The sequence below is a fragment of the Antarctobacter jejuensis genome (genome assembly GCF_052266595.1).
GTDB classification, from domain to species: domain Bacteria; phylum Pseudomonadota; class Alphaproteobacteria; order Rhodobacterales; family Rhodobacteraceae; genus Antarctobacter; species Antarctobacter jejuensis.
Map to the genome: position 1 here is coordinate 39,073 of NZ_JBQQXJ010000007.1, position 17,263 is coordinate 56,335.

Consider the following 17,263-nt stretch of genomic DNA (forward strand, 5'->3'; position numbering starts at 1 on the left):
GTGCCCGCCCCCACGCTGCATACCCCGCGCCTGACGCTGCGCGCCCACACGATGGGTGATCTCGAACAGCTTTGTGATCTGTTCGGGACCGACCGTGCGCGTTTCATGGGCGGCCCGGTGCCCCGTGTGCAGGCTTGGCGCTGGCTGGCCTCCGAAGTGGCGATGTGGGACCTGATGGGGCACGGCGCCTGGGGCATCGAAACCCGCGACGGACGTTTTGTCGGCCAGGTCGGCCTGATGCGCCCGCCGCATTTCCCCGAACGTGAAATCGGCTGGACCCTGTTGGAAGCCGGTGAGGGCAAGGGCTACGCCCAAGAGGCCTCAATCGCAGTCTTGGCCTGGGCCTGGGCGCAGGGCTGGACGACACTGGTCAGCTACATTGCGCCCGACAATACCCGGTCTATCGCGCTGGCGGAACGTCTTGGCGCTGTCCATGACCCGGACGCGCCCCTGCCAGAGGGCGAAACCGCTGAAGACACCCTTGTATATCGCCATTCACCGGACGCAGATGGCACCCCGGAGGCCTACGCATGAGCCTCACCAGTGCCCCCCGTCTGGAAACAGACCGCCTGATCCTGCGCGGACCGGAAAAGCGCGATGCCGACGCGGTAATTGCCTTTTTGCGGGATCCGGTACGCGCGGACGGCTTTGGCCATATTCCGCTGCGCGGCGATGCATGGCGCTGGTTCACCTTGAATGTCGGCCACTGGCACTGGCACGGCTTTGGCTATTTCACCATCGAGATGAAAGAAACCGCAGAGCCCGTCGGAATCAGCGGCATCTGGTTCCCGGAAAACTGGCCGGAACCCGAACTGGGCTGGGTTGTCTTCGATGGTTATGAGGGCAAGGGCATCGCCCGCGAGGCAGCGGAGCGCGCGCGCCGCTGGGCCTACGAGGATCTGGGTTTTACCACGCTGACTTCGAACATCGTTCCAGGCAACACGCGCTCTGCCGCGCTCGCCTCCCGGATGGGCGCAACGTATGAGCGCACCTACTTCAACGAGAACATGGGCGAAGACGAACTGTGGCGGCACCCCGGTCCGGAGCTTGTGTTGAAATGACGCCCGAGATCTCGATCAGCACGGCCCGCCTGACCCTGCGCACGCCAATCCTCAACGATTTTGCGCCGGTGAATGCCTATGCACGTTCGCCGCGCGCACGGTTCACGGGCGGTCAGAAAAGCGACGAAATGGACATTTGGCGTAGTTTCCTGGGCGTGGCCGGACATTGGGCGCTGCGGGGCTATGGTCTGTTCACTGTCCTGAAAGACGGCACGCCCATCGGCCGCGTGGGCGTGATCGACCATATCATGTGGGAAGAACCCGAACTGGGCTGGCACCTCTTTGACGGGTTCGAAGGTCGGGGCTACGCCACCGAGGCAGCGGCGGCGGCTCGGGACTGGGCGGGTGAAACGCTCGGACTTGGGCCCCTGGTGTCTTACGTCCATCCTGAAAACACTGCCTCGCGCCGCGTGGCGGAACGTCTGGGCGCCGACTACGAACGGGACACATTGCTTTTGGGTCACTCGGCGCAGGTTTGGCGCCACACCGGAGGGCCGAACCCTTGATCGCGCCCTGTGAACAGCATCGACCCGGCCCCGCCGCGCGCTCCGCCGCGCGTCTTGGCGGGCGTTTGCCGGTGATCGACACGCGCCGCCTGCAACTGAGGGGCCCGCGCATTTACGATTTCGACGCCTATGCCAAGATCCTGTGTTCTGACCGCGCCGTGCACATGGGCGGCCCGTTCACACGGGCCGAAGCCTGGCGCGACTTCACCAACTATTGCGCCTGCTGGCTTCTGCACGGCTTTGGGCTGTGGACCATAGACGCGTCCACGCAACCGACCGCGGGCTTTGCGTTTGTCGGCTTTGAATACGACGACCCGGAGCCGGAACTGGGCCTCTTCCTGACCGAAGAGGCCGAAGGTGCAGGCATCGCCGCGGAAGCCCTGACCGCCGCGCGCGACTATGCGTTCGAAAACTTCGGTCTCGACAGCCTCGTGTCTTACGTGGCGCCCGAAAACACCCGCTGCATCGCGCTGATGACAGGGGCGGGCGCGCAGCGCGATACAGCGGCAGAGGCGCTGCTGCCTGACGAAACCCTTGTCTTTCGCCACAGGAAAGAGGTCGCCTGATGGGCCATCGCGACATCCCAGTTCTTGAAACCAAACGTCTGATCCTGCGGGGGCCGGACCCCAAGGACTACCCCGATTTCAAGGCGACCTTTGCCTCATATCGTTCGCGTTTCATGGGCGGGCCGTTGAATGCCTATGAGACATGGATGCTTTACGCTGCCGAGATCGGCCACTGGGAAATCCGTGGCTTTGGCATGTGGATGGTGCACCTGCGCGAGACCGGTGAAACCGTCGGCATGGCGGGCGGCTGGTTTCCGGCAAAATGGCCGGAGCGTGAGATAGCGTGGATCATCTGGCCGGACAAGGGCGGCCGCGGCTATGCGCTAGAAGCGACGGACCGGGTGCGCCGCTATGCCTACCGCGACCTCGGCTGGGAAACGGCCGTCAGCTATATCGACCCCAAGAACCTCGACAGCATCCGGCTGGCCGAGCGTCTGGGCTGCACCAAGGACCCTGAAGCGCCTTCGATCGACGGCTCTGACGCGGTCTACCGCCACCCGACGCTGGCGCAATTGCAGGGACAGCGCGGCCACGGCATCGATATGGAAATCGCACACTACCAGGATCCCCTCTTCAAACCGAAAGGCTGGGCCATTGACTGACGCCGTAACCCGCGCCGCCGAATTGCTGAAAGAACATCGCTCGTCGATCGACCGTCTGGACGCGATCCTTGTCTTTACGCTGGCCGAGCGGTTCAAACACACACAGGCCGTGGGCGTCCTCAAGGCGCAGCACGACCTTCCCCCATCCGACCCCGCGCGCGAGGAAAAACAGATCGCGCGGCTCCAGGATCTGGCACTCCAGGCAGACCTCGACCCGGAATTCGCCACGAAATTCCTGAACTTCGTGATTCAGGAAGTCATCCAACACCACAAACAACACCAATCCTGACGGACAAACCTGTCAGTCAAGCCATTCGATCAAAGGAGAAAACAAATGGCAGTCAAAGTTCGCCTCGCCCGTGGCGGTTCCAAAAAGCGCCCCTTCTACCGTATCGTCGTTGCAGACTCGCGCATGCCGCGTGATGGCCGCTTCATCGAGAAGGTCGGCACCTACAACCCGCTCCTGCCCAAGGACAGCGAAGAGCGCGTCAAGATGGATGTCGAGCGCATCCAGTATTGGATCGGCCAGGGCGCACAGGTCACCGACCGCGTGTCGCGCTTCCTCGAAGCGGCTGGCGTGATCGAGAAGAAAGAGCGAAACAACCCCAAGAAAGGTGCCCCGGGCAAGAAAGCCCAGGAACGCGCCGAAGAAAAAGCCGCCAAGGCAGCAGAAGCCGCCGAAGCGCCCGCAGACGCGGAATAAGCGCATCGCGACCGGGACGGCGGTATCACCCCGTCCCGACCGCTGTATGCGGGAATTGCCCCGGCACGCCTTGCGCGTCCGGGGCTTTTTCATGTCCGCGGAGGAGAATCCACCTAGCGGCAGGGCAACCGAACCGCCGATGCTCAATCGATGGCCGTAGCCCGCCATGCAGATGGTGACGCAACGCGTTCACCGTGAAAGGGGGCTGGCGCTCTGCCGCTTGTCGTGCCAGACCCGCCGCCATGTTCCGCCTTGTCCGTCTTTGTGTGCTGTTGCTCATCGCCTTTGTCGCGGGCATCTTCTTTGAACGTGGCAACCAGAAAGACCAGTGCGAGACGTCCGGCGGCCAGTGGATGCGCGTTGGCTTTTGCGCCGAACCATGAGGGAGAGCGATATGGATGACCAGATTTGCGTCGGCGCCATTGCGGGGGCCTTCGGGGTACAAGGAGAGGTCCGGCTGAAGAGCTTTACCTCGGATCCGCTGGCGATCGAGGAGTACGGCCCGCTCCGCACCGAGGACGGTGCGCGCGCCTTCGAAGTTGAGATCACCCGTGAAATCAAGAACGGCTTTGCCGCTCATCTGACCGGTGTCGCGACCAAGGAAGAGGCGGATGCGCTAAAGGGGACACGACTGTTTGCCCCCCGCGATCGCCTGCCAAGCCTGCCAGACGATGAATATTACCACACCGACCTGATCGGGCTGGATGTTTTCGACACCGGAGGCGCGGCCTTGGGTACGGTACATGCGGTGCACAATCACGGCGCGTCGGATTTGCTGGAACTGCGGGTTCCGGGCCTGTCGCGCACGGTTCTGCTGCCCTTTACTCTGGCCGCAGTGCCGACCGTCGACCTGAAAGCCCGCCGCATCGTCGCTGATCCGCCCGAAGGACTGTTCGACTGAGCGACAAGGGCACGCGCCACCAATAGCACCGCCCCAAGGTGGACACCCCCTCAGTGAATACACGCAAAAATTGCATGTCGCGATTTTTGCGCAACCAATGACCGTGACTCGTTCGAGCCTTTCTATTGGCCTTTCCGCAGCACGGGTGTGACCACAGGGCGGCGGACCTGCGCGCAACTGAAAACAAGCGGCCTCTTCACCCGGCTCTATCTCGAAACCCGAAACAAAAGCGCAGTAATTCGGGCGCCTCCGCCACGCTCAAGCCGCAATTTTCGTCCAATTTTAGCCGCATTCGATTTGAAACCGAGAGGTGGCATCGTGGACGCGATCATGTACCGCATACTGCTGACATGGGTGGCCATTGGCCCGGCCCTGATCCTTGTGATGATGCCGATCAGTGTGATCGGCGTTCCCGTGGGCATCGCCCTCAGCGCAACTGGCAGCGGCTACGCTGCACTGGTCTCGCTGCGCGGCAAGCGGTCATCGGCGCGGCGGATCGGCCCGGCCTTGTTGCGCCGCTCCGGCCTGACCAGGGCCCGCAAGGAACTGCCCGCCCCGGACGATCAGCGCATGGCCCTGGCCGACGCGCTTTCGGCGGCGGTCGAAGGCCGCGCCGAGCCAGAGGCGCCACCCACCCGCGCCACGGCCATTGCGCGCATCCTGTCCCGCATGCTGACCGGCTGGAAGGTATCCGACCTGAGCGAACTGCCCGACGACCTGACCATGGCACTATCCCAGTTGGAGCGTTTGCTGAACGCCGACCCCGATGAGGCAAGCAGGCTGGTGCAGCAGTTTCAGCGGCCGGATCTTGTGCAGGGCCTTCGGGAGGAAATCGACCGGATCGCAGCCGACCGTGCGCGCTACGAACGCGCCCTTGCGGCCTTTCGGGCGACGATCCGTTTGCAGGCCACAGCGACAGCCCCCCGGGATCTGGGGGACGCTCTGCAAAGCCTTGGCGTGCCGGACACCGATCTGTGGCACCGGATCGTTCTGGAACATGATCCCGCCGATCCTGTTCAGCGGGAGGCCGCGCTTTGGTGCGTGTCGCGTCCGAACTGCGACCGCGCCACCGTTGCGGCCTACTTCTCTCGTCTGCCAGAGAACGCGCAACTTGTGGCTGCCGCACTGGACGGTGACAACGCGTTTCTGCAGAGGGTCAAACACCTGATTTCGCGCAGCAACGCCGCCTATTACACGATGTCGGAGATCGCGTTCAAACCCATGCCCGAAACCGCCAGCAGGCTGGCCACGGAACTGGACGCGCTGGCCGCACTGACCAATGAGCCGCGCTGGCCCGATCCGCAAAGTGCGCTCGAAACGCTGGAGGGCCGCGACCCGCGCCCGCGCCGCGGCTGGGATCTGGCCACGGGTCGCCTGACCGAACCGCCGCACCGCGCAGACTATCTCTGATCCGCGCCCGCTTGCCCCGCGCCCCCGCACCGCGTTAACAGGGCCCCGCAAAGCAGGACCGCACATGTCAGAAAATACGCCCCCCACCCGTTCGCACGGGCGCAAGACCATCCGCCCGACCCTGAAACCACGCGACCTCATGGAGCCGGAGCCGGAACTGGCCCGCGCATGGCGCGCGCAGGTCATCACGCTGTTCCCGGAGGCCTTTCCCGGCATCCTTGGCCTGTCGCTGACCGGCAAGGCGCTGAAGGACGGTCTGTGGCAGTTGAACACCGTACCGCTGCGCGCCTTTGGCGAGGGCAAACATCGCAACGTCGACGACACGCCCGCAGGGGGCGGCGCGGGCATGGTGCTGCGGCCCGACGTGATGGGCGCGGCCATCGAAACCGCACGCGCCAACCAGCACGCCGGCGCGCCGCTGATCTACCTCTCGCCACGTGGACGGCCCTTTACACAGGGCATGGCGCGGGACTTGGCCACGCGCCCCGGTGTTACCATGATCTGTGGGCGCTTCGAAGGGTTGGACCAGCGTGTGATCGACCATTTCCAGATCGCCGAAGTCTCCATCGGTGATTACGTCCTGACCGGCGGCGAACTGGCGGCGCAGGTGATGCTGGACACCACGGTGCGCCTGTTGCCGGGCGTGCTCGGCAACGCCGCCTCGACCGAGGAAGAAAGCTTTTCCGACGGCCTGTTGGAGCATCCACAATACACGCGGCCCGCAGAATGGCAGGGCCGCCCGATCCCCGATGTCTTGCTGTCCGGCAATCACGGTGCCGTTGCGGATTGGCGCCGGGAACAGTCCGAAAAGCTGACGCGGGAACGCCGACCGGACCTGTGGGCCGCTCACCAAGCGAAAGAGACATGAGCGGGATCGCAGTCCGTAAGGCGACAGCCGAGGATTTGGCCGCCATCGTCGCCCTTTTAGCCGATGACCCGCTTGGCGCGACCCGCGAGGATGCTTCGCAGCCACTGAACGCCGCTTATGTGAACGCATTTGACGCTATCGCAGCCGATCCGAACCAGTTTCTGGCTGTGGCAACACGCGGCGAAAAGACCGTCGGCTGCCTGCAGCTGAGCTTCATCCCCGGGCTGTCCCGTCTCGGCGCATGGCGGGCACAGATCGAATCCGTCCGCATCGCGCGGGCCGAACGTGGCACGGGATTGGGTCGACAGATGTTCGAATGGGCCATCGAAACCGCGCGCGGGCGCGGCTGCACTCTTGTCCAACTGACCACTGACAGCGCCCGTCCTGACGCGCACCGGTTCTATGAAAGCCTGGGCTTCACCGGCAGTCACATCGGCTTCAAACTGTCTCTCTAAGGACGGTTTACAGGTGCCCCGACGCATGTAACGCTCTGCCCACCCCCGCATCGGAGCGCCCATGACCCTAATCAGATCTTTCACCCTCATAGCGCTGACAGCTTCACCCGTCGTGGCTTGGGAAAATACGCAGGAATGGCGCTTTGTCGGGACGGAGATCCAGTCTTTCAATCACGTCGTCCCGGATTTCGACGAAGACCCCGAGCAACTGAAAATCAAGCTGTTGGCCGAGAACGGGGCACAGACCACCTTTTCGATCGAGGCCGACAACGGCGTTGGAGACTGTGTCGAGCAACTGGGTTACGCACAGGGCAATCCGCATGTCATCATGGTTTTGACCGCCAACCTGAATGCCCAGACACTGAACGGCGTGACGCTGGCACAATGTTCGACCCGTTAGGGGCCGATCCACACGGCGAAACCCGGCCAATCGCCCTGCATTCTCCTTGATTTGCAGGGCGGCCCTTTCTATACACGCGCATCTTCCGGTGCCGGGGCGACTCGGTGCCGGTTGACGTTGTGAGCCCGAGCGCGGGCGATCAGCCGAACAAACAACAGCTGGCCTGCTATTTTCCCGACGGGAAACAATGGCTTGCCAGACATCTCCGCGGGCAAACCGCGACGAACATAGGAGTAAGGTCAGATGGATCTGATCGCACAGCTCGAGGCAGAACAAATTGCCTCGCTCGGGAAGACCATTCCCGATTTCAAGCCCGGCGACACCGTTCGCGTTGGCTACAAGGTGACCGAAGGCACGCGCACCCGTGTGCAGAACTACGAAGGCGTCTGCATCAGCCGCAAAAACGGCAAGGGCATCGCGGGTTCGTTCACCGTTCGCAAGATTTCCTTCGGCGAAGGCGTGGAGCGTGTGTTCCCGCTGTTCTCGACCAACATCGAGTCGATCGAAGTTGTCCGCCGTGGCCGCGTCCGCCGCGCCAAGATGTATTACCTCCGCTCGCGCCGCGGTAAGTCCGCGCGTATCGCCGAGGACACCACCTACAAGCCGCTCAAGTCCAAGAGCGCTGGCGCCAAGGCGTAAGGAGTCCAGAGATGAAAAAGAACCTGCACCCCGAATACCACGTCGTGAACGTCAAGATGACCGACGGGACCGAATTCCAGACCCGCACCACATGGGGCAAGGAAGGCGATACGCTCGTGCTCGACATCGACCCGACCGTGCACCCGGCATGGACCGGCGGCTCGGGCCGCATCCTCGACCAGGGTGGCCGCGTGTCGAAGTTCAAGAAGAAATACGAAGGCCTGGGTTTCTGATCCCACGCCATCGCAGATCGATTTACGCCGTCCCTTTTGGGGCGGCGTTTTTCGTTTGATCGCCCGGGTGCCGAACGCTAGCGGCAACGGGCGCCGGGCGCATCCAGCATCTGAAACAGCGCCGCATCCGAAGGATCGCGCGCCGTCACGGCCCCTGCCTCTTGCCGCAATCGCGACAGGGCGCGTTTCGATCTGGAGCCCCAGACGCCGTCCGGCCTGTCCGTCAGACAGCCCCGCGCGACCAGTTCTGCCTGCAGGCTGTAGACAAGCACCTGACGCTGCAGGGCCGCGGCCTCCGCTAGGATTGTCTCGCCCGGACAAGAGGTCGACGCATGGTGTTTGTGCGGCTGGATCTGCGCCGTGGGCACCCGGTAGGCGCGCTGCGCCTCTGACATGACACGGACATAGGCCAGACGTCCGGCGGGGGTCAGGCTTTCGTGGTTGAAGTCGCCCAACGCCACCACCGCGAAGTGCCCGGCGAAATCCGCCAGCGCCCCGGGGCCATATTCCGTGGACCGCGTGCCGGGTTTCAACCGCACGGGCCGCCCCTTGGCGATGTTGCCCACCTTGTCCACTGCGTAGTGGTAGGCAAACATCCCCAGACCCGCCTGCCCCGCATGATAGGCGTGGATGTTGCGCACCCGCTCGCCAATGGTTTGTCGATCCCGCGCCGCGCTTGCCCGGCGGAACAGATCCGCATCCGCCCCGGCAAACCCCTCATGATGAAAGGTAATATGCGTGATCCGGTCATGCGCGAACCCGCGCAGCGCGGATTGATCCGCGCCGCGCAACGGCACGGAAACTTCTCCGGGGTTCGACAGCGGCGCAGGCTCGGCAAGTACGGCACGTACTCCTGTCAATATGGCAAGGCAAACCAAAGAAAACCGCATGACGCCACTCCTGAGAAAATCAACGCTCACAGGTTAACACACCCGTGCGCCAATCCTTTGGCTTCGATTGCTCTCTACCGTCCCGCGCCGTTCTCTGACTCCGCGTTCAGACGTGTCCAAGCACCGCGTTCCAGCCGAGACATCACCCGTTTTCTGTAGTTTTCCGGATCAAGTGGTCGTTTGGCGGCATGACGGGTCTGATTGCAATACAAGCAGGCCGCAACGATGTTTCCCGCAGTATCGGCCCCGCCTGCCGATCGCGCGGTTAGATGCTCTGCCGTGCTTTGAAAAAGCCGTGCAAATCGGTGGGACACGCCATGTTTTCGCCGAAACCTGTCGGCGCAGTCCTCCCACATGGGTTGGCCACAATAGTAGCAGCGTCCTTTTTGGGCTGCCCATTTCTGTCTTCGAAGTTTCTTGATCTTGTTCTTCATCCATTCGCATCCGCGCTTTGGGTTTCAATCCAAACGGATGCGCACCAGACGAATTCTGGCCCCGGATAGGAGGCAAATGCCCGCGCAGGAGAATGGTCGAGTTAAACTCTTTCCACCGCCCCGCATTTCCATGGCTTGCCCGGACAATTTCTGCCTGAACTGTTGCGACACCAGCCGCCGCAACCACGCCCTGCATCAATGAAGGCGCCGCCTGAACAAAGGCTAGCAAGACTCGAACCAAAATGGCAAGCATCTTCGGCCCAACGGAAAAGGGGCCGCCAATGGCAGCCCCCTCGCTTCTACAGATACGGCTTTTGTCAGTGCGTGAACTTTTTGATCTCGCCGGTCTTCAGCCGTTCCAGATAGCTGTTCATCTCCCGACGCACGATCGGCATCAGGAAATACAGGCCAAAGACGTTGACCACCGCCATGGCAAAGATCGCCGCGTCGGAGAAGTCGATCACCGGGCCAAGGTTGGCCGAGGCCCCGATCACCACGAAGACGCAGAAAATCACCTTGAACGTGATCTCCTTGGTTTTTCCTTCGCCGAACAGGTAGGTCCATGCCTTCAGCCCGTAGTAGGACCAGCTGATCATGGTCGAGAAGGCGAACAGGATCACGGCAAACGCAAGGATCGTCGGGAACCAGCTGAACGCGCTGCCAAAAGCCGCCGCCGTCAGGCCCACGCCAGAGGTATCGCCAACGGTCTGGATCGACGTCCCCGCCTCGTTCAGCAGATAGTTGCCCGTTGCCTCGTCGATGACCAGTTGCTGGGTGATGATGATCACCAGCGCTGTCATGGTGCAGATCACGACCGTATCGATGAACGGCTCCAGCAGGGAGACGAATCCTTCGGTGATCGGTTCCTTGGTACGCACGGCAGAGTGCGCAATGGCCGCCGAGCCGACGCCTGCTTCGTTCGAGAACGCTGCCCGCTTGAAGCCCTGGATCAGCGCACCGACCATGCCGCCGGCCACGCCCAGCCCGGTAAAGGCGCCTTCGAAGATCTGGCCAAAGGCCCAGCCGATCATGTTGGCGTTCATGAACAGGATGATCAGCGCGGTACCGACATAGATCACCGCCATGAACGGGACGACCTTTTCCGTCACCGAGGCGATGGATTTCAGACCGCCGATGATCACCACAAAGACGATGGCCGCAAAGACCAGCCCGGTCAGGAAGCCGGGGTAGTCCCCCACGACACCGGTGATTGCCTGATGCGCCTGATTGGCCTGGAACATGTTGCCGCCGCCAAAGGCCCCGAGGATACAGAAGATGGAGAACAGAACCGCAAGGATCTTGCCCCCAGGCAGACCGCGCTCGGCAAAGCCCTTGGTCAGGTAATACATCGGGCCGCCCGAGACATGGCCGTCCGGGAATTCATTGCGGTATTTCACGCCCAGCGTACATTCGGTGAACTTTGACGCCATGCCCATCAGACCGGCGAGGATCATCCAGAAGGTCGCCCCCGGTCCGCCGATGCCCACGGCCACCGCGACGCCCGCGATATTGCCCAGACCCACGGTGCCAGACAGCGCCGTTGCGAGGGCCTGAAAGTGGCTGACCTCACCGGCGTCATCGGGATCCGAATAATCGCCCCTCACCAGCGCGATGGAATGCGGAAAGGCACGGAACTGGATAAAGCCGAAATAGAGCGTGAAAACGGTCGCCGCGACCACCAGCCACGCCACGATCCACGGGAAGGACGTGCCGGGAAAGGGGCTAAAGATAAAGGCCACGAACCAGCCTGTTGCCCCGGCAAAGGCATCGTTGACGGCCTGATCGATCGATTGTTCCTGCGCGCTGGCCGCGGCAGCAGATAGCAGTAAGCCCGCAACGGCAATCGCCGCGCGTTGAAATGGATTTTTCATGGTATTTGTCCTGTTTTCGAAGGCGCGTTTACGGGACGATGGTGCAGGGCACCGGCGAGGCCTGAACCAGTGATCCGGCGACAGAGCCGAAGACACGGCTGCTCAGCCCGGAATGGCCATCCCGACCGACGAACAACTGCGCCGCACCCTGTTTCTCGGCGATGCTGCAAAGGGTGTCGGCGATATGGCCGTAGCGAACCAATGTCTCGACGGGAACGCCCGCCGCTGACAGTTTGGCTCTGACCGGCTCCAGAATGATCTTCTCGGCCCTTTCCATCTCTTCCTTGCGGCGCTGATGGCGTTCTTCGATCTCGGTCGGGGTGAGAAAGGAATAGGGCGACCATTCCAACACATGGGCGATCACGATCGTCGCGCCCTGAGCTTGCGCCCGCTCTACGGCGAAGTCCAACGCGCGTTGCGCCGCTTCGCTGCCGTCGTATCCGACGACAAACTTGTCTGTCATTCTTGTTATCCTTGTCCCTGTTTCGCGTTATAGCTGTACGAAGGCTAGCAGGACGGAAACGGGCGATCTTACCGAAATGGCCCGCAGCAGGCCTCGGTTTGACCGAAATCTCTCGAAAATGTTTACTATTTCGTCACATTTCTTTAGCCGAAGCCGTTTTGAAACCTGCGACCCTCTGGCTCATGACGCATTCTGACATGCGAATGTATACAGGCGCACACCCGAGTCCATCGCCGGAGGAACGCGTCATGGAATTCCGCAAGATCACCGAAGACATCACCGTTTCGCCGCAGATCAACGCAGACCACCTGCAAGAGATCGCCGATGCGGGCTATCGCGCCATCGTCTGCAACCGCCCCGATGGTGAAGGCGCCGACCAGCCGACCTTTGATGAAATCGCCGCCGCAGCTGCCGACAAGGGCCTGCAGGTGCGCTATCTGCCCATCGTCGGCGGCAAGGTTACCGACGAAGACGCCGCCGCCTTTGGTGCACTTCTGCGCGAACTTCCCGGCCCGGTCTTTGCCTACTGCCGCACGGGCACCCGGTCCGCCACGCTCTGGTCACTCAGCCAGGCCAGCGCCCTGCCCCCGGCAACGATCCTCGCTGCGACGAAACAGGCGGGCTATGACATGGCAGGTGTGGTGCGCCGCATCGTGAACGGCGGCAAAACCCCGACGGATGAGGGCGACGCCAAATTCGATGTGGTCATCGTCGGCGGCGGCGCGGCAGGGATCGCCGTTGCCTCCAGCCTCAAGGCCCGCAAGGCTTCTCTGAACATTGCCATCCTCGACCCAGCAGATGTGCACTACTACCAGCCCGGCTGGACGATGGTTGGCGGCGGGATTTTTGAGGCGCAGACCACCGCGCGCACCATGGCCAGCCTGATTCCACAAGGCGTCCACTGGATCAAATCTGCCGTTGCCGCATTTGAACCGCAGAACAACGCCGTCATCCTCGATGGCTGTCGCGTGGTAAAATATGACCGGCTGATCGTCTGCCCGGGGTTGAAGCTGGACTGGCACAGCGTTGACGGATTGGTGGATACGCTGGGCAAGAACGGCGTGACCTCTAACTACCTCTATGATCTTGCTCCCTATACCTGGCAGTTGGTGCAGGGCCTGAAAGAAGGGCGCGCCATCTTTACCCAGCCGCCAATGCCGATCAAATGCGCGGGTGCCCCGCAAAAGGCCATGTATCTGTCCGGCGACCATTGGTTTCGCAACGGCACCCTGCGCAACATCGACATCCAGTTCATGAACGCGGGCGGCGTGCTGTTCGGGGTCAAGGATTACGTCCCCGCTCTGATGGACTACGTCAAGAAATACGACGCGCAGCTGAACTTCTTCCACAACCTGATTGCCGTAGACGGCCCGGCGAAAAGGGCGACCTTCAAGGTGGCCAAGCCCGATACCGACCCGACCGAGGTGACCGTCGACTTCGACATGATGCATGTCTGCCCGCCGCAAGTTGCCCCGGACTTCATCCGCGTGTCGCCGCTGGCCGATGCCGCCGGTTGGGTGGACGTCGATCAGGCCACGCTGCGGCACAAGACCTATGACAACATCTGGTCGCTGGGCGACGTCATGAACGCGCCGAACGCCAAAACCTCCGCGGCCGCCCGGATGCAAGCGCCGGTGGTGGCCGAAAACGTGGTCGCCGATACACGCGGGTTGTCGCCTAAGGCGGTTTACAACGGCTATGGCTCCTGCCCGTTGACGGTCGAGAAGGGAAAGATCGTGCTGGCCGAGTTCGGCTATGGCGGCGCGCTGCTGCCCTCGTTCCCCAAATGGCTGCTGGACGGGACAAAGCCGACGCGCGCGGCTTGGCTGCTGAAAGAGCAGATCCTGCCGCCGGTCTATTGGAAAGCCATGTTGCGTGGTAAGGAATGGATGGCCAAGCCAGAGTCGGTTTCTGCGGGATAACCCCTGCAGGAGCGCCCCGGGGCCACATGGCCCCGGGCGTTTTGGTCATTTCTACCCGGTCCCGCGTCGTTCCACCCCTTTTCAAATTCTTTTATTTGAATATATAGGGGCAAATCATGCGAATCCGGTGGATCAATTTCACCGCCCAGAGTTCAGGACATCCCATGAAACTCCCCTCGTCTGTCACGCAATACCTGCCGATCCTCACGTGGGCGCGGACCTATGACCGGGATACCGCCACATCCGACCTTGTCGCTGCCGTGATCGTGACGATCATGCTGATCCCGCAGTCGCTGGCTTATGCGCTGCTGGCCGGCCTGCCTGCCGAAATGGGGCTATACGCCTCGATCCTGCCGCTGGTCGCCTATGCGATCTTCGGCACCAGCCGCGCGCTGGCCGTTGGGCCGGTGGCTGTCGTCTCTTTGATGACCGCTGCGGCTATCGGCAACCTTGGGCTGACGGACCCGGCTCAGATCGCACTGGCCGCCGGGACATTGGCCTTCATCTCGGGCGTGATGCTGACCGTTCTGGGGGTGCTGCGGCTTGGCTTTATTGCCAATTTCCTGTCGCACCCGGTGATCGCGGGCTTCATCACAGCGTCGGGCGTTCTGATCGCGGCCTCGCAGCTCAAGCATATCTTCGGAATTGACGCGCACGGTCACACCCTCGTGCAGGTGGTCGGCTCCTTGCTGTCGCACCTGCCGTCGACCAGCATCGTCACGCTGATCATCGGCGTCAGCGCCACCGCCTTCCTGTTCTGGGTCCGCAAGGGGCTGAAACCGCGGCTGTTGCAGGCCGGTCTGCCGCCGCGCCTTGCCGATATCCTTGCCAAGGCCGGGCCGGTCGCCGCTGTCGCCGCGACCACGCTGGTCACGTGGGCCTTTGGATTGAACAACGCGGGCGTCAAGATCGTGGGCGAGGTACCGACCGGCCTGCCCCCGCTCACCGGGCCCTCCTTTTCGCCTGATTTGTGGAGCCAGTTGTTCCTTTCGGCGCTGCTGATCTCGATCATCGGTTTCGTGGAATCCGTATCGGTCGCGCAGACGCTGGCCGCCAAGAAACGCCAGCGCATCGACCCCGACCAAGAGTTGATCGGTCTTGGCACCTCCAACGTGGCCGCCGCAGTCTCGGGCGGGTATCCGGTCACCGGCGGTTTTGCCCGCTCGGTCGTGAACTTCGATGCAGGTGCCGCCACACCCGCCGCCGGGCTCTTTACCGCCGTGGGCATCGCCATTGCCACGCTGCTCTTGACGCCGCTGCTGTATTTCCTCCCCAAGGCCACGCTGGCCGCGACAATCATCGTCGCCGTGCTCAGCCTTGTGGATTTCTCGATCCTCAAAAAGGCATGGGGCTATTCCAAGATCGACTTCGCCGCCGTCTTTGCGACCATCGTGCTGACGCTTGGCTTTGGCGTGGAAATCGGCGTCTCGGCAGGGGTTCTGATCTCTATCGGTCTGCACCTCTACAAGACCTCGCGCCCCCATGTGGCCGAGGTGGGGCTGGTCCCCGGCACCCAGCATTTCCGCAACATCCTGCGGCATAAGGTCGAGACACGTCCGCACCTTGTCACCCTGCGCGTCGATGAAAGCCTCTATTTCGCCAACGCGCGCTTTCTTGAGGATTACATCCTCAAGCGCGTGACCTGTGACGAACCGATCAAGCATATCGTGCTGCAGTTCACCGCGGTAAACGAGGTCGATCTCAGCGCATTGGAAACGCTGGAAGAGATGAACCGCCGCCTGAAGGAAATGGGCATCCAGATGCACCTGTCCGAGGTCAAGGGCCCGGTGATGGACCGCCTCTACCGCTCGCACTTCCTTGATGAACTCAGCGGCAAGGTCTTCCTCGCCCAGTACGACGCATGGACCGCGCTCAGCGGCACCCCGGGATCAGTTGAGCCGAACGCGGCCTGACCCGGTCAGGACCGAAATCTCCGGTCCTTCGAACAAAGCAACCGAGAGCGGGTCACCATAACCCGCTCCGGTATCGAGGTTCAGCCGGTTCAGCCTCAAATCGGGCGTGGGCACCGGCGTATGGCCATGCACCACCAGCGCCCCGTGATCGCGGGTGTCGTGCAGAAACTCATCGCGTATCCAGAGCAGGTCTTCCTCCTCCTGAAACCCGATTGGCAAGCCCGGACGAATGCCTGCATGCACGAATAATCGGCCCGGCTCCTGATGGTGCAGCTTCAGGCCTTTCAGGAACGCCCGGTGCGTCTCTGGCACTGCCTCCCGCGCTTCGGCCATCAATTCGCACATGAAGGCATCGGCAACCGGATCGACGCCATAGGGATCCAGCGCAGCCTGTCCCCCGCCCTTGGCGTCCAGATACGCGGGCAGATCCATGTAAGACCCCATAGTGGTGTCCCCGCCCAAACGGGGGTGGAACCAGCCTTTGCCCGATTTGATCTGCGCATCCGCTGTTTCGGCTGAATCAAGGAATCGTTCGAACATCCGGTCGTGATTGCCTTTGACAAAGATCCAATCGCGCCCCTCGGCCTGTCCCTGCACAAAGGTCTCGATCACCGCCTTGGAATCCGGCCCCCGGTCCACGTAATCGCCCAAAAAGATCACGCGCCCGCCGCCATCCCGCGCGATGCGGTCCAAAATGTCGTCCAGCATGGATTTCTGGCCGTGAATATCGCCAACTGCGTAAATTGTATCCGTCATATGCGCCGGTTAGCACGATTGCCATCCGGCAACCAGAGCGCGTCAGGCCTGAGCGGAGCGTCGCCTGACCACATGCTGAAAAAGAGCGCGCGGAAGCGCTCCGCTGGATCGCGCCTGATGATCTTTTGCGAATCCGACGGCATCGCATAACGTCGGGCACATCCCGCCAAAAGGAGTTTCCATGCCCGCGCCTGCCCTGCCTCTTGACGGATCGTGCCGTTGCGGCCGCGTCCGGATCCGGATTACCAAGCCACCGCTGATGACCGCCGCCTGCCACTGCCGGGGCTGTCAGAAAATGTCTTCCAGCGCCTTCTCTCTGACCGCGATGATCCCGAAAAGCGGGTTGGACGTGACGCAGGGCGAACCCGTCGAATGCGGCACCCACGGCCCCGATCAGGACCACATGGCCTGCCCATATTGCATGTCGTGGATGTTCACCCGCATCACCGGTGTCGATACCTTCGTCAATGTCCGGCCCACGATGTTCGACGACACCTCGTGGTTCGTGCCCTTCATCGAAACGATGACCAGTGCCAGGTTGCCCTGGGTCACGACCCCGGCAAAGCACCGGTACGAGGAATGGCCGCCCATGGACAACTTTCAGGCGCTGATCGCGGAATACGCGGCCCAGTTATGAAAAAGCCCTCTCCCGGACGCGCCGGGAGAGGGC

23 protein-coding genes are annotated in these 17,263 nt (G+C 62.3%); 18 read left to right on the forward strand and 5 right to left on the reverse strand.

Annotation, left to right across the window (positions count from 1 at the left end):
* From ACTXGA_RS11595 to rpmE, 15 genes are all read left to right on the forward strand, one after another.
* Complete coding sequence (locus tag ACTXGA_RS11595; protein ID WP_443393778.1) at positions 1-534, forward strand: GNAT family N-acetyltransferase; 534 nt, start codon at positions 1-3, stop codon at positions 532-534.
* Positions 531-1,061 (forward strand): GNAT family N-acetyltransferase, encoded by a 531-nt coding sequence (locus tag ACTXGA_RS11600; protein ID WP_443393780.1) that lies wholly within the window; start codon positions 531-533, stop codon positions 1,059-1,061. Before ACTXGA_RS11595 ends, ACTXGA_RS11600 begins: the two co-directional genes overlap by 4 nt.
* Complete coding sequence (locus ACTXGA_RS11605; protein WP_443393781.1) at positions 1,058-1,567, forward strand: GNAT family N-acetyltransferase; 510 nt, start codon at positions 1,058-1,060, stop codon at positions 1,565-1,567. Before ACTXGA_RS11600 ends, ACTXGA_RS11605 begins: the two co-directional genes overlap by 4 nt.
* Complete coding sequence (locus ACTXGA_RS11610; RefSeq protein ID WP_443393783.1) at positions 1,564-2,133, forward strand: GNAT family N-acetyltransferase; 570 nt, start codon at positions 1,564-1,566, stop codon at positions 2,131-2,133. Before ACTXGA_RS11605 ends, ACTXGA_RS11610 begins: the two co-directional genes overlap by 4 nt.
* Positions 2,133-2,735 carry a GNAT family N-acetyltransferase gene (locus ACTXGA_RS11615; RefSeq protein WP_443393785.1) on the forward strand — a complete coding sequence of 201 codons (603 nt, stop codon included), beginning with the start codon at positions 2,133-2,135 and terminating at the stop codon, positions 2,733-2,735. The genes ACTXGA_RS11610 and ACTXGA_RS11615 overlap by 1 nt, the downstream gene beginning before the upstream one ends.
* Positions 2,728-3,024: a chorismate mutase gene (locus tag ACTXGA_RS11620; protein ID WP_443393787.1), complete on the forward strand. Its 297-nt coding sequence runs from the start codon at positions 2,728-2,730 to the stop codon at positions 3,022-3,024. Before ACTXGA_RS11615 ends, ACTXGA_RS11620 begins: the two co-directional genes overlap by 8 nt.
* Before the next feature lie 45 nt (positions 3,025-3,069).
* Positions 3,070-3,438, forward strand: a complete 369-nt coding sequence (gene rpsP, locus ACTXGA_RS11625; protein ID WP_443393789.1) for a 30S ribosomal protein S16 — start codon at positions 3,070-3,072, stop codon at positions 3,436-3,438.
* 242 nt (positions 3,439-3,680) lie between these two features.
* Complete coding sequence (locus ACTXGA_RS11630) at positions 3,681-3,821, forward strand: hypothetical protein (RefSeq protein ID WP_443393791.1); 141 nt, start codon at positions 3,681-3,683, stop codon at positions 3,819-3,821.
* An 11-nt stretch (positions 3,822-3,832) separates the two neighbouring features.
* Positions 3,833-4,339, forward strand: coding sequence for a ribosome maturation factor RimM (rimM, locus tag ACTXGA_RS11635; RefSeq protein WP_443393792.1), 507 nt, complete (start codon positions 3,833-3,835; stop codon positions 4,337-4,339).
* Positions 4,340-4,669: 330 nt separating this feature from the next.
* Positions 4,670-5,749, forward strand: coding sequence for a hypothetical protein (locus ACTXGA_RS11640; RefSeq protein ID WP_443393794.1), 1,080 nt, complete (start codon positions 4,670-4,672; stop codon positions 5,747-5,749).
* A gap of 64 nt (positions 5,750-5,813) precedes the next feature.
* Positions 5,814-6,617 carry a tRNA (guanosine(37)-N1)-methyltransferase TrmD gene (gene trmD, locus ACTXGA_RS11645; protein ID WP_443393796.1) on the forward strand — a complete coding sequence of 268 codons (804 nt, stop codon included), beginning with the start codon at positions 5,814-5,816 and terminating at the stop codon, positions 6,615-6,617.
* A complete protein-coding gene (locus tag ACTXGA_RS11650; protein ID WP_443393798.1) occupies positions 6,614-7,072 on the forward strand; it encodes a GNAT family N-acetyltransferase in 459 nt (152 codons plus the stop codon). Before trmD ends, ACTXGA_RS11650 begins: the two co-directional genes overlap by 4 nt.
* A gap of 61 nt (positions 7,073-7,133) precedes the next feature.
* The gene (locus ACTXGA_RS11655) at positions 7,134-7,472 is read left to right on the forward strand and encodes a hypothetical protein (RefSeq protein WP_443393800.1); all 339 of its coding nucleotides are present in this window, start codon (positions 7,134-7,136) and stop codon (positions 7,470-7,472) included.
* 243 nt (positions 7,473-7,715) lie between these two features.
* Complete coding sequence (gene rplS / locus ACTXGA_RS11660; protein WP_443393801.1) at positions 7,716-8,111, forward strand: 50S ribosomal protein L19; 396 nt, start codon at positions 7,716-7,718, stop codon at positions 8,109-8,111.
* Positions 8,112-8,122: 11 nt separating this feature from the next.
* The gene (gene rpmE / locus ACTXGA_RS11665; RefSeq protein ID WP_443393803.1) at positions 8,123-8,344 is read left to right on the forward strand and encodes a 50S ribosomal protein L31; all 222 of its coding nucleotides are present in this window, start codon (positions 8,123-8,125) and stop codon (positions 8,342-8,344) included.
* A gap of 77 nt (positions 8,345-8,421) precedes the next feature.
* Here the strand turns inward: rpmE and ACTXGA_RS11670 are convergent, their stop codons facing one another.
* The 4 genes from ACTXGA_RS11670 to ACTXGA_RS11685 form a co-directional block, all read right to left on the reverse strand.
* Complete coding sequence (locus ACTXGA_RS11670; RefSeq protein WP_443393805.1) at positions 8,422-9,234, reverse strand: peptidoglycan recognition protein family protein; 813 nt, start codon at positions 9,232-9,234, stop codon at positions 8,422-8,424.
* A 74-nt stretch (positions 9,235-9,308) separates the two neighbouring features.
* Positions 9,309-9,668, reverse strand: coding sequence for an HNH endonuclease (locus ACTXGA_RS11675; protein WP_443393806.1), 360 nt, complete (start codon positions 9,666-9,668; stop codon positions 9,309-9,311).
* A gap of 317 nt (positions 9,669-9,985) precedes the next feature.
* The gene (locus tag ACTXGA_RS11680) at positions 9,986-11,539 is read right to left on the reverse strand and encodes an alanine/glycine:cation symporter family protein (RefSeq protein WP_443393808.1); all 1,554 of its coding nucleotides are present in this window, start codon (positions 11,537-11,539) and stop codon (positions 9,986-9,988) included.
* Between the two features lie 28 nt (positions 11,540-11,567).
* On the reverse strand, positions 11,568-12,002 hold the full coding sequence (locus ACTXGA_RS11685; protein WP_443393810.1) for a universal stress protein: 435 nt from the start codon (positions 12,000-12,002) through the stop codon (positions 11,568-11,570).
* A 248-nt stretch (positions 12,003-12,250) separates the two neighbouring features.
* Here ACTXGA_RS11685 and ACTXGA_RS11690 point away from each other — a divergent pair, with 248 nt between their 5' ends.
* Positions 12,251-13,924 carry a bifunctional protein tyrosine phosphatase family protein/NAD(P)/FAD-dependent oxidoreductase gene (locus ACTXGA_RS11690; protein ID WP_443393812.1) on the forward strand — a complete coding sequence of 558 codons (1,674 nt, stop codon included), beginning with the start codon at positions 12,251-12,253 and terminating at the stop codon, positions 13,922-13,924.
* A gap of 164 nt (positions 13,925-14,088) precedes the next feature.
* Entirely contained in the window at positions 14,089-15,837 is a 1,749-nt protein-coding gene (locus ACTXGA_RS11695; protein ID WP_443393814.1) for a SulP family inorganic anion transporter, read from the forward strand.
* On the opposite strand, the gene ACTXGA_RS11700 is transcribed toward ACTXGA_RS11695, so the two are convergent.
* Positions 15,814-16,593 (reverse strand): metallophosphoesterase family protein, encoded by a 780-nt coding sequence (locus ACTXGA_RS11700; RefSeq protein ID WP_443393816.1) that lies wholly within the window; start codon positions 16,591-16,593, stop codon positions 15,814-15,816. The two genes, ACTXGA_RS11695 and ACTXGA_RS11700, sit on opposite strands and share 24 nt — an antisense overlap.
* Before the next feature lie 181 nt (positions 16,594-16,774).
* Between ACTXGA_RS11700 and ACTXGA_RS11705 the strand changes: the two genes are divergently transcribed.
* A complete protein-coding gene (locus ACTXGA_RS11705) occupies positions 16,775-17,230 on the forward strand; it encodes a GFA family protein (RefSeq protein WP_443393818.1) in 456 nt (151 codons plus the stop codon).
* Positions 17,231-17,263 lie beyond the last annotated feature (33 nt).

Excerpts from the sequence above, each read along its gene's own strand:
- ACTXGA_RS11600 (WP_443393780.1), top strand. The coding sequence starts at position 531 with ATGAGCCTCACCAGTGCCCCCCGTCTGGAAACAGACCGCCTGATCCTG.
- ACTXGA_RS11605 (WP_443393781.1), top strand. The coding sequence starts at position 1,058 with ATGACGCCCGAGATCTCGATCAGCACGGCCCGCCTGACCCTGCGCACG.
- ACTXGA_RS11615 (WP_443393785.1), top strand. The coding sequence starts at position 2,133 with ATGGGCCATCGCGACATCCCAGTTCTTGAAACCAAACGTCTGATCCTG.
- rpsP (WP_443393789.1), top strand. The coding sequence starts at position 3,070 with ATGGCAGTCAAAGTTCGCCTCGCCCGTGGCGGTTCCAAAAAGCGCCCC.
- ACTXGA_RS11630 (WP_443393791.1), top strand. The coding sequence starts at position 3,681 with ATGTTCCGCCTTGTCCGTCTTTGTGTGCTGTTGCTCATCGCCTTTGTC.
- rimM (WP_443393792.1), top strand. The coding sequence starts at position 3,833 with ATGGATGACCAGATTTGCGTCGGCGCCATTGCGGGGGCCTTCGGGGTA.
- ACTXGA_RS11640 (WP_443393794.1), top strand. The coding sequence starts at position 4,670 with ATGTACCGCATACTGCTGACATGGGTGGCCATTGGCCCGGCCCTGATC.
- trmD (WP_443393796.1), top strand. The coding sequence starts at position 5,814 with ATGTCAGAAAATACGCCCCCCACCCGTTCGCACGGGCGCAAGACCATC.
- ACTXGA_RS11650 (WP_443393798.1), top strand. The coding sequence starts at position 6,614 with ATGAGCGGGATCGCAGTCCGTAAGGCGACAGCCGAGGATTTGGCCGCC.
- ACTXGA_RS11655 (WP_443393800.1), top strand. The coding sequence starts at position 7,134 with ATGACCCTAATCAGATCTTTCACCCTCATAGCGCTGACAGCTTCACCC.
- rplS (WP_443393801.1), top strand. The coding sequence starts at position 7,716 with ATGGATCTGATCGCACAGCTCGAGGCAGAACAAATTGCCTCGCTCGGG.
- rpmE (WP_443393803.1), top strand. The coding sequence starts at position 8,123 with ATGAAAAAGAACCTGCACCCCGAATACCACGTCGTGAACGTCAAGATG.
- ACTXGA_RS11670 (WP_443393805.1), bottom strand. The coding sequence starts at position 9,234 with ATGCGGTTTTCTTTGGTTTGCCTTGCCATATTGACAGGAGTACGTGCC.
- ACTXGA_RS11675 (WP_443393806.1), bottom strand. The coding sequence starts at position 9,668 with ATGAAGAACAAGATCAAGAAACTTCGAAGACAGAAATGGGCAGCCCAA.
- ACTXGA_RS11680 (WP_443393808.1), bottom strand. The coding sequence starts at position 11,539 with ATGAAAAATCCATTTCAACGCGCGGCGATTGCCGTTGCGGGCTTACTG.
- ACTXGA_RS11685 (WP_443393810.1), bottom strand. The coding sequence starts at position 12,002 with ATGACAGACAAGTTTGTCGTCGGATACGACGGCAGCGAAGCGGCGCAA.
- ACTXGA_RS11690 (WP_443393812.1), top strand. The coding sequence starts at position 12,251 with ATGGAATTCCGCAAGATCACCGAAGACATCACCGTTTCGCCGCAGATC.
- ACTXGA_RS11695 (WP_443393814.1), top strand. The coding sequence starts at position 14,089 with ATGAAACTCCCCTCGTCTGTCACGCAATACCTGCCGATCCTCACGTGG.
- ACTXGA_RS11700 (WP_443393816.1), bottom strand. The coding sequence starts at position 16,593 with ATGACGGATACAATTTACGCAGTTGGCGATATTCACGGCCAGAAATCC.
- ACTXGA_RS11705 (WP_443393818.1), top strand. The coding sequence starts at position 16,775 with ATGCCCGCGCCTGCCCTGCCTCTTGACGGATCGTGCCGTTGCGGCCGC.